This window comes from Flavobacterium salilacus subsp. salilacus, assembly GCF_004634195.1.
Classification (GTDB): domain Bacteria; phylum Bacteroidota; class Bacteroidia; order Flavobacteriales; family Flavobacteriaceae; genus Flavobacterium; species Flavobacterium salilacus.
Genome location: NZ_SKBP01000002.1, coordinates 273,588 through 289,025 on the forward strand (window position 1 = coordinate 273,588; position 15,438 = coordinate 289,025).

Consider the following 15,438-nt stretch of genomic DNA (forward strand, 5'->3'; position numbering starts at 1 on the left):
TTATTTATTTTTTGTAAGCCTTAAAGCTACTACATCATGAGGGGCTACTTCGGTTTTAAATGCTTTTTTAGTAGTTCCTGCTTTTTTAGTATTCCAAATATCCTGAATAGTATAAACTGTATTACCAAAATTAGCTTCAAGATTGTTTAAATCATCTTTTATGATATGCTTTGCCCAATCAAAATTTATTTTCTTTTCGGCATCACTGCGGTTCAGGAATGTTACCGCCCAATCGCCATCGCTTAAAGGTTTTACCCAAACTTCAAGCCCGTCTTCTGCAGAATATCTAAAACCTTGTATGCCCAATTTATCCTGATTAATGGCTATCATATCTTTATTGGTAAGTATTTCAAGCGTTTCTTTGCTCATGCTCCTGAAATCGTTTCCGGCAATAAGCGGAGATGCCATAAGGCTCCATAGGGTAAAATGCGAACGGTCTTCGGCAGCAGTCATACCATTACCTACTTCCAGCATATCAAAATCATTCCAATGGTCGGGTCCTGAATACTTGCGGATGCCTTTACGCATCTCTATAATCTTCATAAAACCCCATGACGACCAGTTTTCCGGATGTTTAAACTCACAGTCAAAGCAAGGATATATATCACCTGATATCCTCCAAAGGTTACCTACAGGCTCTCCCCATTCCCAAGGGTTGTTATCTCCCCATTCGCAAAGGCTGAAAACAATAGGTCTGCCTGCTGTTTTTAGCGCATTGCTCATTGTTGTATAAGCTTCTTTTGCTGTTATCTCTTCGGTGTTACACCAGTCATATTTAAGAAAATCAATGCCCAGCGATGCATAAAATCGTGCATCTTGGTATTCATATCCGCGAGTACCGGGATATCCGGCACAGGTTTTTGTACCTGCGCAGTTGTATAACCCAAACTTTAATCCTTTTGAGTGTACATAATCTATAAGGGCTTTCATTCCGTTGGGGAATTTTTCAGGGTCAGGCACCAAGTTACCCTCTGCATCTCTTTCACGTGTCATCCATCCGTCATCTAACACGATGTAGGTATATCCGGCATCTTTCATTCCGGAGGCTACCATTATATCGGCTGTTTGTTTTACCAACTCTTCATCTATGTTCGTTTCAAAAGTATTCCATGAGTTCCAGCCCATAGGCGGTGTCATAGCAAGCCCTTCAAATTTTGTTGGTTCTTGCTTGTAAACATTACCCTGTGCCAAAAGAGTGAATACAGGAATTAAACAAAAAAAGGTGCTTATAATTTTTTTCATGGGTTGTTATTCACGGAGTTTATCCGTTGCGTATTATTTATCTCTTGTTATTCATGCTCATTAAAATGAAGCTCATATAATAATCTCAAAGTATTATAATACTATATTTAAAAGTATCATTCCCCGATGGTTTTTCGGGGAATGATACTTATTGTTCTTTTTATTAATCTACTGTAAAACCTATATTATCAAAATAATAGTTGTGGGCTTCTCCTGTAAATTCCTGGAATGATATATTTTGTAATGCTTCGGGCATACCTCCTAATTCTTCCCAAGTATAAGTGTATTCTGTCCACTCAGTACCTGTCTCGAAAGAAAAGTTATCATCTCCCCAGTTTGCACCATTGAAAATAAGTACTAATTTACCTGCATCGTCAGAACGAACTGAGAAACGGATACCTGTATATTGGGAGATTTGGTCATCCCAAGCCCAGTTGCCTTGTATGTTATCCCAACCCGGTATTTCTTTTTTGATAAATGTGGTTCCCTGTGCTGCTTTGGACAAATCAGTTATATACTCATGGTTGTTCCAGGCTTCTATATCCCATGGCGCATAAAAGGCATCATCATAAATAGCTGTTCCTACTGCTGTACCCCACTCCGAATCGCCGGAGATTGTTGTTACTGTTAAATACTTTAAGTCCGAATCCGGCGGCATTATTGCAACAATCTCGGTTAAAGTACTGGAAACTATTTGTGCCTCTACTCCTCCAACAGTTACTATGGGGTTTAAGAAGTACGAACCGTAAATTGTGATTTCTTCGCCTGCTGCTGCGTTTACAGGATTAAAACTTAAAACCTCAGGAGCCGGTGGGGCTACTACAAAACTATAAACGGCAGTACCGCCCGTAGTAACTACTTTTAGCTCATCAACAGTATCTGCATAGGGCGTATTTCTGTCAATAGTCACTAAAATTACATTATCTGTAACCAGTGTTGGGTTAAAATAGGTATCTGTTTCGTTGAAATATATTTTTTGAGTTCCGGTAAAGCCTTTACCCCTTATGATATACATATTATCGGCATATCCCTGCTCTACCAGAGAATCGTTTTGAGCAAGGCTGACACTTTCAATAACAGGCTGTCCGCCCGTTGCTCCATCATCATCACTACATGATGCGAATAATGCTATTGCGAATACTGTAAGTACACCCAATAATGCTTTTAATTTAATTTTTTTCATACTAATTAATTTTTAAAAATTATTCAAATGTATAAGGTACGGGTGGTTCCAATAGTAAAGGGTTTTTAGCCACATCATTGTCAGGATAGGGTAAGTAAAAATCAGACTCATCCGGCGTAAAATACTCTTCAGTAAACATATTACCTCTGTTTTGCGCTCCCATAATAGCTATTGCCTGTGCTCTTGGCAATCTTCCTAAGTCAAACCAATAATCACCTTCAAAACAAAGCTCGCGTCTTCTTTCAGTAAACAACTCGTCAAATGTAATACTTGTTACGGCTGATAATCCTGCTCTTGTTCTTACTGCATTGAATGATGCAAGTGCAGCAGCGTCTGATGTGCTGCCACTTCCTGCCATAACAGCTTCGGCATGGATAAGTAATAAATCAGCATAACGCATTATGTAGGTATTGTTTTCCATCATTGCCCATGCATCTACAGGTCCGGTTTCATTACCGTTTACTATACCAATGCAGTATTTTTTAATGGCTGCACCTGCACCTTGCCCACCAATATCTTCGGCTGCCGGTACTGTAAAGCCTACTGCGGGTGTAGTTGCACCGTCTAATAATACTTTAATGTTAGGATAGTCATCTCCGGGAAGCATTATCGTTTCTTTTCGTCTTACATCGCCTGCTTCATACAGGTCAAGCACGTCTTGAGATGGTGCAAATACACCTCCGTAACTGGCATTTGATGTAGTTACCAATGCATTACTTATACCAAACTGTGTATTACAGTTGTTGGCAGAACCATAGTTACCGTCTGTTACCCATTGTAATGCAAATATTGATTCTTCATTATTATTGTTAGGATAAGTAAACAAATCTCCAAATGATTTGGTAGGAAGCTGGTCGCCGCCAAGTAGCTTAAATTCGTTACTGTTTATAACCTCTTCCGCCATTTGTCTGGCTTCTGTATATTTTTTCTCATACAGGTACACTTTTGCAAGCATTGCTTTTGCAGATCCTTTTGATACGCGTGCATTACCGGCATAGTTGGCTGTTCTTACTTTATCATATAACAGTTCTATTGCTTTTTGGTAATCGCTTTCTATTAACTGATATATATCTTCTATTCTATTAGTATTGATTATAGGATTATCAACAAAATCAAGGTTGTTTTCTATAATAGGCACATTACCCCAAAGTCTTACTAAGTAAAAATAGGCTGTAGCTCTCATAAAATAAGCCTCTCCAATGGTATTATTAAGTACTGCTTCATCTATATCCCCACTCACACGGTCGGGAAGGAAATTAATAATAGAGTTTGCCTGACTTACATTTGCCCAAAGTGATCTCCATCCTTGCGCAAGCTCACCATCACTACCGTTAAGTGAAAAGTTACGCATGGCATTTACGTCGCTGGAATTAGTGTACATATTGCCCGAACCTACCTCGGCAACGGCATAGAAAAACTTATTATTGAACTGAAACCATGTACGGGAGTACATACCGTTTGTAGCTGACTCTACCTGCGCATTAGAGGTATAGTAAGCATCCAAACTGATTTGGTCTTCCGGCGGACGATTCGTGAAATCTTCGGAGCATGAGGTAAAAACTGTACATATTAATGCCAGTGTCAGCATTTTATATGTGTAAAGGAATTTATTCATTTTCATTTTTTTTATTTTTAAAATTCTACATTAATACCAACTGAATATGTCCTTGGTGTAGGATACCTTCCGTTGTCAATACCTGTTAGCAACTGGTTTTGGTTAAACGAACCTACTTCCGGATCGTATCCGCTATAGTCTGTTAATGTAAGTAAGTTCTGTACACTTCCGTAAATTCTTACTCTCGACATCTTTATTTTGGATATAAGGTCGCTTGGTAAGCTGTAACCCAAAGTAAGGTTTTGTATTCTTAGGTAAGATCCGTCTTCTATAAATCGAGTAGAAATTTGATTGTTAGCGGCGCTCACACTTGCTACCGGTCTTGGTATATCTGTATTCGTATTATCAGGAGTCCAGTAGTTTATTGCATCTACTAACGCGTTTTGATATAAACCTGAGTTTGCAGTACCGTTTCTGTAAGTAAGGTTCATAATATCGTTACCGTAAGAACCTTGCATAAAGATGGAAAGATCGAAGTTTTTATACTTAAAGTTATTAGTAAAACCAAAAGTAAAGTCAGGGTGAGGGTTACCTATAAACGTCCTGTCATTAGCATCTATAACTCCGTCTTCATTAACATCTCTATATTTAACATCTCCTAAATAGGTTTGTCCGGCAGCCTGCCCTACGCTGCTTCCAAATTGTATCGGGGCACTGTTCAACTCATCAATATCATTAAAAATACCTTCTGCGATATATCCGTAAAACATACCTATTGGCGAACCTACTTGGGTATTAGTCACATCATACGATATAAAACCATTAATGTTTACAGGCTGCACCAAGTTTAATCCGTCCTGTATTCCTGTCAACTCATTTGTATACTTTGATACTACAAGGGTAGAGTTCCAAGAAAAATCGCCTGTGCCTTTTGTACTGTAATTTAAAGTTATATCAACACCTTTGTTTTCCATCTCTCCAATATTTGAGTAAGGTGCATCTTGTCCTCCGTACTGACCTCCGCCACCTGTAAGGTAATCCGGGAATGGTACCTGGAATAAAAAGTCTTCTGATACTTTTTTATAAAAATCAAGATTAACTGCCAGGCGTGAGTCTAACACTGTAAAGTCGATACCAAGATTGGTCTGTTTCATAGACTCCCAGGTTAAATTAGGGTTTGGAAAGTTTGATGGTAAAAATCCTGAGCCTATTCCTGAGTTTTGTTGTCCTAAAAGAGCGCTATACTGATTATTTGGTATTTGTTGGTTACCTGTCTCACCATAACCTAATCTGAATTTAATATTATCTACATATTTACGGGTGTTTTCCATAAAACTCTCGTTAGATAATTTCCATGATAGGGCTACCGCAGGGAAGTAACCCCATTGATTGTCGGTAGTAGGGTCAAACTTAGAAGAACGGTCGCCACGATATGAGGCTGATAGTCCATACTTATTATCAAAATCATAAATAACACGACCAAAGAAAGAGTATAAAGAAGCACTGCCTTTATAGCTGCTTACTGTACTTTGCGAAGGGTCGGCAAGGTTTAACCCATATACCGAGTTAGTTTGAAAACCTGTTGCTGTAGCATATATACCTTCCCAATGGTTATCATTAGCCTCTTGCCCTACAAGTACCGTAAACGTATGTTTATTAATTGTTTTATCGTAAGTGAGCAGGTTTTTTAAGTTTACAGAGTACCAGTTTTGCCTTCTCTCAATAAGGTCTGCCGACTGGTTTACCTGTACACCCCAGTTATATGCCGGTGTAAAATCGGTATGTTCAGAAAACTCCGTATTAGCACCAAGCTCTACTCTGTATTTTAATCCTTTTATTATTTCTGCTTCTGCAAAAACATTTCCTAAAAAGTTCTTTCTTACCAACTTATTATCTTTAGAAAGTACCTCAGCCACAGGGTTAAAATAATTTACGTTTTGACTGTTATCTGTTGGTCCTGCAAAAGAACCATCCGGGTTTCTTACCGGTATATCAGGTGCTTGCAGTAAGGTATTGGCTATAACTCCCTGAAAACTCTGGTTTACGGTAAGTTTCTCGTTGGTAACACCTGCATTCATATTAGCACCAACCTTTAACCAGTTTTTAACTTTAGAGTCAAGGTTTAAGCGCATAGTATATCTTTTGTAGCCTGAACCCAGCAATACACCCTCTTGGTCAAGAAAACCTCCTGAAAGATAGTATGATGTAGTTTCGCTGCCTCCTGAGAAGGAAAGCTGGTGACTTGTTGAAACTGCTGTTCTGTACACCTCGTCCTGCCAATCCGTACCATTGCCAAGTAATTCAGGATTAGCAAATTCAGGACGAAGCTGGTCTTCTTCAACACCAAAAAGCAAGCTTAACTCGTTTTGATATTGTGCATACTGACGTAGGTTTAGCACATCCAGCTTTTTGTAAATGCTTTGTGCAGAAGTGTATCCTTCATAACGTAGTTTTCCGTCGCCTTTTTTACCTGATTTTGTTGTTATGATAATAACCCCGTTAGCACCTCTGGAACCATAAATTGCGGTTGCCGAAGCATCTTTAAGGATATCTATAGACTGGATATCATTAGGGTTTATCATAGATAACGGGCTCACAGCGTTATTACCTGCTCCTCCGCTTGATGAAAAATCGTTACTGCCTAACGGTCTTCCGCTCATTGATTTTCCTGTAGCATCACCAGATACCGGCACACCGTCTATAACATAAAGTGGCTCATTAGTACCCGAAATAGAGGTGGTACCACGAACCCTTATAGATACTGCGCTACCGGGTTGACCCGAGTTATTACTAACCGAAACTCCCGCTGCTTTACCCTGTATCATTTGGTCAACAGTAGTTTGCTTCAGGTTCTCTATATCTTTAGTACGTATGGAAGATACGGCGCTGTTTACATCGTCTTTCTTTTGACTTCCGTAACCTATTAAAATTACCTCATCCAAAACCTCTACGTTTTCTGCAAGGGTTACATTTATAATTTCTCTGCCGTTTATGGCTATTTCCTGAGTGGCAAAACCAATGAAAGTATAAACAAGCGTAGCATCAGTTGGTGCATTGATAGTATATTTTCCATCAATATCAGTAGATACTACCGTAGCAGTACCTTTTATAGTAACGTTTACTCCCGGTACAGTCATACCCTTACTGTCAGATACAACCCCGGTCACTATACTTTGTGCCTGCACAGAGGTTATCCCGAAAAGAAACAGGAGGTAAAACAGGGTCTTTCCCCGTGTTATCCAAGAAGTGAAATAATGTAGTGTATTCCCCATAATAAATTTGTGTTTGTTAGTTACTAATTCCTAAATAAATGAAGGATTAAATTTTACAATCAACAATTTTAAAGTTCATTTATTGACAATAACAAATTTATAGGAGATGTTAAGTGTTTGTTAATATTATTTTATCATTTATTGATAATATTTTCTCTAACGTTTTCGGAGATATTATTTTACCCACTAATTTTTCACAAAAAACATACAGTAAAGCACTGAATAATGGGGAATTTATTTATTTCCTGTTATAATTTAACCCCATACCGCAGTTGTATTTTTTTTACACTTATATCTTATAAAAATCGTTTCATACCATAGAATTCTTCTCTATATTGGCTCGGGGTAGTATTTTTTATACTCTTAAATATCCTGTTGAAGTTTGCAATATTATTAAAGCCGGACTTAAATGCTATTTCGGAAATACTAAGGTCTTTCTCTACCAGCCATCGTGCCGCATACCCCACCCTTATATCATTAAGGTAATTTACAAATGTTTTTCCTGTACGTTTTTTTATAAAACGGTTAAATGATACAGGGCTCATACTTGCTACGTCAGACACTTCGTCTAATGTTATTTTTTCAGAAAAATTTTTCTGTATATGCTCATACACCAGTTTCATTTTATCATCATCCTCAAAAGTGTCATAATCTACCGTATAGGTAGATAACAACTGCTGGTTGCGAGAGTTTGCCATATCGTGCAGTATCGATATTATTTCAAGAAAATAATCCATGCCGTCCAGTTTAGATATGCGCACAAGCCTGTCGGCAAGCTCGGCACCAATCTTTTTAGAAAACAATATTCCGTGATTAGATCGGTTAAACATATCTTTTATAGGCATCATTATACGCCGTGATAACAACGATTCGTTAAACAAGTCGTTATGAAACTGTATCGTTATTTCATGTATCTTTTTATTCTTACAATTATTAAGCTCCCAACCATGATACAGGTTAGGCCCTACCAGTACAAGTTCAATATCGTCTATCTCCTCAATATGGTCGCCCACTATTCGTTTCACTCCTTTTCCGTTAAGTATAAAGTTAATCTCATACTCCGGATGGTAGTGTATCGGGAAATCAAAACTATCTTTTACCCTGTCAAAAACAAGGAAACTATCTCCTTTAGTTAAAGGCGGTATCTCTCTGTGAAATTTACTGGTACTCATTTTTGTTTTTTGTTTGCAATTATATGATATAATATTGATAAAATAATATTAAGTTAAATTTAAGAGTAAATTTATCTTTGGCATTATCAAAAAAGTGTTTATAAAATTACACACTTAAAAATTAATCGTAAAATTATTTGCAGAATTCACAACCGCAGTGCTTTCTCTATAAACCACATACAATTAATATGAAAAAAAACATACTTGTGTTTTTATTAGCACTATCGCTTTTTGTTAGCTGTAAAGAAGCTACAAAAGACGATGAACAGAAAAAAGAAGCAACCTCAACCGAAATAGTACCTATTGATAAAAACGCTACCAAAGAGACTGTTTTATTATATAAAAACTTATTTAAATTACGCGACAAAGGCTATATGTTTGGCCATCAGGACGACTTAGCCTATGGTGTAAACTGGAAGTATGAAGAAGGCAGAAGCGATGTAAAAGATGTAACCGGCGACTACCCCGCAGTATATGGTTGGGACATAGGTAGAATTGAAGACAAAGCTGAGAAAAACCTTGATGGTGTTCCTTTCAACAAAATGCGCGAGTTTATAAAACAAGTATATGACAGAGGGGGTGTAAACACCATAAGCTGGCATGTAAACAACCCACTTACCGGTGGCGATGCCTGGGATAATGCCCCCGGCACGGTAGCATCTGTACTGCCCGGTGGCGAAAAACACGAAGTATATAAAGGCTGGCTGGATAACGCAGCAGAGTTTTTCCTGTCGTTAAAAGGGAGCGACGGTAAACTTGTACCCATACTATACCGCCCCTACCACGAGTTTACAGGCGACTGGTTTTGGTGGTGCAAAAATACTACCAATGCAGAGCAATTTAAACAGCTTTGGGAGTTTACAGTCAAGTATTTTGAAGAAAAAGGTGTGCATAACCTTATATATATCTACAACACGTCGGATGCTAACGTTGCCAATAAAGCAGAGTTTATGGAGTATTATCCCGGCGATGCCTGGGCAGATATGGTAAGCTATGACATATATCAGGGTGGCGAAGGTGATGAAAAAATGGATAAATTTGTTAAGGATACCAAAAGACTAACTGCTATTATAGATGAGGTGGCTCAAGAACATAACAAACTTTCGGCTATTGCCGAAACGGGTTATGAGCAAATACCTTATGAAAAATGGTGGACAGAAACATTGGCAAAATCAATAGGCAATCATAAAATATCATTTGTATTGGTATGGAGAAATCATGGTTGGAACGAATGGATGAACCCACCAAAAATGCACTATTATGCACCTTATGAAGGGCATCCGTCAGTTCCTGATTTTAAAGACTTTTACAACCTTAGCAACACGCTGTTTCAAAGCGATGTAACCCAATTTAATTTATATAAATAAGCGGATTTATATCCAAACCCAGATATGAGATTAACTACCATAGACCTCACAATAATTGCGCTGTACTTTTTAATGATGATAGTAATTGGTATTATCATGAAAAACCGCGCTAAGCGCAGTAAAGACAGCTACCTTATGGGAGGCAAAAAGCTGCCTTGGTATATGCTTGGGCTTAGTGATGCCAGTGATATGTTCGATATAAGCGGTACCATGCTGTTGGTAAGCATGGCTTTTTTATATGGTTTTAAAAGTATATGGATACCCTGGATGTGGCCCGTGTTCAACCAGGTATTCCTCATGGTTTTCCTTAGTAAGTGGTTACGCCGAAGTAATGCAACCACAGGTGCCGAATGGCTGGGAACACGTTTTGGGCTAAACGATAAAGGCGTAAAGCAAAGCCACGCCATAGTGGTGGTTTTTGCACTCATGCTGTGTATAGGCTATATGGCATATGCCTTTGTGGGAGTTGGGGAGTTTTTAGAGATATTCATTCCTTATGAAACCGTAAAAGGAGTAATACCATTCCTCGATCAGAATGTAGAACGATTTACGGCAGGCACACAACAATTTGAAGATGCTTTATACAGTGCCAAGCATTTAACAGCACAGTTTTACGGAGTATGTATTTGTATTATAGCAACATTTTACAGTATAGTGGGCGGTATGCACGGTATAGTGCTTGCCGATTTTATAAAATATATGATAATGATAGTATGTTCCCTATTTGTAGGTACTATTGCCATGACCCATTTAGCAGACTCCGGCTTAATTGTTACTGATATGATGCCTGTAGGATGGGACAACCCATTGTTTGGTTTGGAACTGGGGCTGGATTGGAATAATATACTGGAAGATGCCAGCGTAAAATTAAAAAAGGATGGCTATCAGTTATTCTCAGCCGTAGTAGGTATGATGTTCTTTTCCGGAGTATTAAAAAGCCTTGCAGGTCCTGCGCCTAACTACGACTGTCAAAAAATATTAAGTACTCGATCGCCGGAAGAAGCCAGTAAAATGAGTGGGTTTATTTCAATCATACTACTGCCTATCCGTTATTTCATGACCATGGGACTGTGTATATTAGGAATACTTTACTTTAAAGACCTTGCCCTTAGTCAAACAGACATAGGCGTAAACTTCGAAAGTATAATGCCTGCGGTTATCAACAAGTACTTACCTGTTGGCTTAGTAGGACTTGTATTAGCAGGATTCTTAGGCGCATTTATGAGTAACTTCTCCGGGACGCTTAATGCCGGTCAGGCCTATATAGTAAACGATATATATCTGAAGTTCCTTAAACCGGATGCGGAAAGAAAAGAGATAATAACCATGAGCTACCTGTCAGGCGCTTTAATGGTTGTACTTGGTGTTGGGCTTGGTTTGCTCATAAGAGATGTAAATATGATATTCAACATCATCACCGCAGGGCTGTACGGTGGCTTTGTATGTGCTAATGTATTAAAGTGGTACTGGTGGCGATTTAATGCCAACGGTTTCTTTTGGGGAATGCTTGCCGGTATAATAGCCAGTGCCATACCCCCTGCCCTTACCGTTACCGGAGTTACAGACTATTTTGAAGGCACACGAATGCTGTACTACTTCCCTGTGTTTATAGTAATACAGTTTATAGCCTGTGTACTGGGCTCCTATGCTGCGCCTCCCACTAATCAGGAAACACTCATCAGTTTTTATAAAACCGTAAGACCGTGGGGCTTTTGGAAACCCGTACACGAGGCAGCTTTAGCCGAAGATCCCGGCTTAGAAAAAAACAAAAACTTTGGTATAAATATGTTTAATGTGGGTATGGGCATTACCGGGCAAATATTGCTTACCCTGCTACCAATGTACTTTATATTATCAAAATGGACAGGTTTCGGTGTCGTTCTGGCATTGCTTGCCGTAATATTTATTGTAATGAGAAAAACTTGGTGGAAACGACTAACGGATTATTAACAGAAGAGATTTAAGAATTTTTAATATTATTTAGAGATGGGTAGCGAGATGACATTAGCAAACCTGGTAAGAATACCAAATTATGATACTTTGGCAGCAAACCACAGGGAACTGATAGCTAAAAAAAATGAACCGATAGCAGCAACTAACGGTATATATACAAGATATAAAAATCCAATAATAACCGCTGCACACACCCCTGTAGAGTGGCGTTATGACCTGAATGTAAAAACCAACCCGTTTGGTATGGAGCGTATAGGTATGAATGCCGCTTTTAATGCAGGCGCTATAAAGTGGAATGGTAAATATATTATAGCGGTTCGCGTAGAAGGAGTTGACAGAAAATCGTTTTTTGCCATTGCCGAAAGCCCTAATGGTATAGATAACTTCGAGTTTTGGGAAAAACCATGTGTAATTCCTCAGCTGGAAGAGCCGGACACTAATGTATATGACATGAGGCTTACCCAGCATGAAGACGGCTGGATATATGGCGTGTTTTGTACTGAGCGTAAAGACCCGCAGGCTCCCGCAGGCGACACCAGTGCTGCCGTAGCTAATGCAGGTATAGTGCGTACTAAAGATTTGGTTAACTGGGAGCGTTTACCCGATTTAATATCAAACACAGGACAGCAACGCAATGTAGTATTGCACCCTGAATTTGTAAATGGCAAATATGCCATGTACACCCGCCCTCAGGATGGTTTTATTGATGTAGGCAGCGGTGGCGGTATTGGGCTTGGTTATATAGATGATATGGCGAACCCGATTGTAGCTGATGAAAAAATTATTTTTGGTAAAGAATACCATACCATATATGAGCTTAAAAACGGCTTAGGTCCTGCGCCTATAAAAACCGAAAAAGGCTGGTTACACCAAGCACATGGCGTACGCAATACCGCAGCAGGATTACGTTATACCATATACCTTTTTATGACCGATTTAGAAGATATTACTAAAGTTACCCACAAACCGGGGGGGTATTTCCTTGCCCCCGAAAATGAAGAGCGCGTGGGCGATGTATCAAATGTACTGTTTGGTAATGGCTGGATAGCAGATAATGACGGTACAGTATATATTTACTATGCATCATCCGACACCCGCATGCATGTGGCAGTATCTACTGTTGATAAACTGGTAGATTATTGTATCAATACACCCGAAGACACTTTTACATCGGCAGGATCGGTACAAACCATTATAAAGCAGGTAGAAAACAACAAAAAACTAGTATAATGGGTAACCTGAAACCTGATATGTACAGCGAGTTACTTTCTGTTTTAGACTATTGGAGTAACAATACCGTTGATATGAAAAACGGAGGTTTTATTGGCACTATCGATTATAATGAAATTAAAGATTATTCAGCAGATAAAGGTTCCGTGTTAAATGCCCGCATACTGTGGGCATTTTCGGCCTCATACCCTATTACTAAAAATGCCAAACATTTTGCCATTGCCGAAAGGGCTTATAATTACATACTTGATAATTTTTATGACTCGGAATATGACGGTATTTTTTGGAGTGTAAAGTATGATGGCACACCAAAAGACACTAAAAATCAAATATATGCTTTAGCATTTGTTATATATGGTTTGGCAGAATATTATAGTATTTCTCAAAATGAAGATGCTTTACAATTAGCCATAAATCTTTACAGGAAAATAGAAGAGCATAGCTATGACACTCAATACAAAGGCTATTTTGAAGCCTTTACCCGCGACTGGCAGCCTATTGAAGATTTACGCCTGAGCGAGAAGGATGCTAACGAGAAGAAAACCATGAATACCCACCTGCATATTGTGGAAGGATATGCCAACCTGTATAAAGTATGGAAAGACGAAGGGTTGAGAAAAAGTATTCAAGAGCTTTTAACTACTATTGATGAATACTTTATTGATAGTGAAACAGGACATTTAAGACTGTTTTTTAGCGAAGACTGGGTAGAAAAGAAAGATGTTATTTCCTACGGGCACGATATTGAAGCAGCTTGGCTACTATTATGGTGCGCCCAAACTATTACTGATGAATTACTTATAAATAAATATAAAGAACATGCCATCAGCTTAACCAAAGGTGCGGAAGAGGGATTGGATACAGATGGCGGACTTTGGTATGAACTTGACCTACATACCCATAAAATGATTGCTGAAAAACACTGGTGGCCGCAATCAGAGTTTTTAATAGGTATGGTAAATGCTTGGCAGCTCACAGGAGATACATCTTACCTGGAGAAAGCAGAAAAGAACTGGAAGTTTATACAAAATTATATTCTGGATAAAGAAAACGGAGAATGGATTTGGGGAGTAAATAAAGACTACTCAAAAATTGAAAAAGACAAGGCCGGATTTTGGAAATGTCCTTATCATAACTCCCGTGCCTGTATAGAGTTGATACAACGTATTTAGTAGTATCACTTTTCGTATCACTTTCCTTTTTAACTTAAAATTGATATTATGAAAATGAATTTTATTAAAATAGCCGTAATGGCAGTTATCTTACCTGTTTTAAGTTGTTCAAAAGATGATGGGTATGCCGGTATAACGACTACCGACCCTGTTACTGAAGAACCTACAGAGGATGTACTAACCCCCGAAAATGTTCGTAGCTATATGGCAGACCCTAATGCTACCGATGAAACCGTTGCGCTTTTTTACAACCTGAAAAAGCTACAAAAAACAAAATACCTGATAGGGCAACAAGATGCTTTTGCGGGTTTTTATAATAATACAGGAGGAGAGTCGGATATTAAAAAAGCTACAGGGCATGACCCGGCACTGTTAGGTTCTGATTTTATGTTTATTACTGACGACCAGAATACCGGAGAACCATCAAACTGGTTTTATCAGCAAGAACAACAAATAACTGCCCATGCCATAGAAGCCTATGATAAGGGAATGGTAAATATATTCGCTTGGCATATAAGAGAACCTTATGAAGGAGAGCATTTTTACACCTCGGAAATGACAGATTTCCAGAAACAAAATGCATTTGCCAGTATATTACCCGGTGGCGAAAATCATGACTATTACAAGTCGAAACTGGATAAAGTAGCCGATGTTTTGAACAATCTGAAAGGCAGCGATAATAAACTAATCCCTGTTATTTTCAGACCGTGGCATGAGTTTGACGGTAGCTGGTTTTGGTGGGGTGCCGATTACTGTACACCACAACAGTATAAAGAAGCATGGCAATTTACCGTTGAGTACTTGCGAGACACCAAAAATGTACACAACGTGCTATATGCCTTCTCTCCTGATAATTCGTACAGTACCGATACACAATACCTTAGCCGTTATCCCGGCGATGAGTATATTGATCTTTTAGGGATGGATAACTACGGAGATTTTGCCAATGGTAGTGCTAATGGCGTAACAACAGCCAACAATAAACTAAAAATGGTATCTGACCTTGCAAAAGAAAAAGTAAAAATTGCTGCAATGACCGAAACAGGCTACAGGGTTACATCATCTACCAGCCCACTGGATGGCTTTTTTGCCAACAATATATATAAAGCTATGACAGATAATAATGTAGAATTGGCTTTTGTAATGTTTTGGAGCAACAACCAGGAAGGGTATTATGTACCACCCGCCGGACAATCTGACACACAAGATTTTGTAGATTTTGCAAATAAAGCAGAATCAGTATTAGTAAACACAATCCCTGATATGTACATCATTTCAGAATAAATATCTAC

General features: G+C 38.6%; 10 protein-coding genes. 5 read left to right on the forward strand and 5 right to left on the reverse strand.

The features are described from left to right. The 5 genes from E0W68_RS04270 to E0W68_RS04290 form a co-directional block, all read right to left on the reverse strand. Positions 1-1,242 carry a glycoside hydrolase family 27 protein gene (locus tag E0W68_RS04270; protein ID WP_135218168.1) on the reverse strand — a complete coding sequence of 414 codons (1,242 nt, stop codon included), beginning with the start codon at positions 1,240-1,242 and terminating at the stop codon, positions 1-3. 163 nt (positions 1,243-1,405) lie between these two features. Then, positions 1,406-2,425, reverse strand: coding sequence for an IPT/TIG domain-containing protein (locus E0W68_RS04275; protein WP_135218169.1), 1,020 nt, complete (start codon positions 2,423-2,425; stop codon positions 1,406-1,408). A gap of 19 nt (positions 2,426-2,444) precedes the next feature. After that, positions 2,445-4,040: a RagB/SusD family nutrient uptake outer membrane protein gene (locus E0W68_RS04280; protein ID WP_225990326.1), complete on the reverse strand. Its 1,596-nt coding sequence runs from the start codon at positions 4,038-4,040 to the stop codon at positions 2,445-2,447. 17 nt (positions 4,041-4,057) lie between these two features. Then, on the reverse strand, positions 4,058-7,252 hold the full coding sequence (locus E0W68_RS04285) for a SusC/RagA family TonB-linked outer membrane protein (RefSeq protein WP_135218171.1): 3,195 nt from the start codon (positions 7,250-7,252) through the stop codon (positions 4,058-4,060). Between the two features lie 296 nt (positions 7,253-7,548). Next, positions 7,549-8,424: an AraC family transcriptional regulator gene (locus E0W68_RS04290; protein ID WP_135218172.1), complete on the reverse strand. Its 876-nt coding sequence runs from the start codon at positions 8,422-8,424 to the stop codon at positions 7,549-7,551. 188 nt (positions 8,425-8,612) lie between these two features. Here E0W68_RS04290 and E0W68_RS04295 point away from each other — a divergent pair, with 188 nt between their 5' ends. From E0W68_RS04295 to E0W68_RS04315, 5 genes are read left to right on the forward strand one after another with little or no spacing between them, the layout of a single operon-like run. Continuing rightward, positions 8,613-9,791: a glycoside hydrolase family 26 protein gene (locus tag E0W68_RS04295; RefSeq protein WP_135218173.1), complete on the forward strand. Its 1,179-nt coding sequence runs from the start codon at positions 8,613-8,615 to the stop codon at positions 9,789-9,791. Positions 9,792-9,815: 24 nt separating this feature from the next. Continuing rightward, on the forward strand, positions 9,816-11,741 hold the full coding sequence (locus E0W68_RS04300; RefSeq protein ID WP_135218174.1) for a sodium:solute symporter family protein: 1,926 nt from the start codon (positions 9,816-9,818) through the stop codon (positions 11,739-11,741). A gap of 36 nt (positions 11,742-11,777) precedes the next feature. Then, a complete protein-coding gene (locus E0W68_RS04305) occupies positions 11,778-12,974 on the forward strand; it encodes a glycoside hydrolase family 130 protein (protein WP_449404226.1) in 1,197 nt (398 codons plus the stop codon). Beyond that, positions 12,974-14,146 (forward strand): AGE family epimerase/isomerase, encoded by a 1,173-nt coding sequence (locus E0W68_RS04310; RefSeq protein WP_135218175.1) that lies wholly within the window; start codon positions 12,974-12,976, stop codon positions 14,144-14,146. Before E0W68_RS04305 ends, E0W68_RS04310 begins: the two co-directional genes overlap by 1 nt. A gap of 48 nt (positions 14,147-14,194) precedes the next feature. Beyond that, on the forward strand, positions 14,195-15,430 hold the full coding sequence (locus tag E0W68_RS04315) for a glycoside hydrolase family 26 protein (RefSeq protein WP_135218176.1): 1,236 nt from the start codon (positions 14,195-14,197) through the stop codon (positions 15,428-15,430). Positions 15,431-15,438 lie beyond the last annotated feature (8 nt).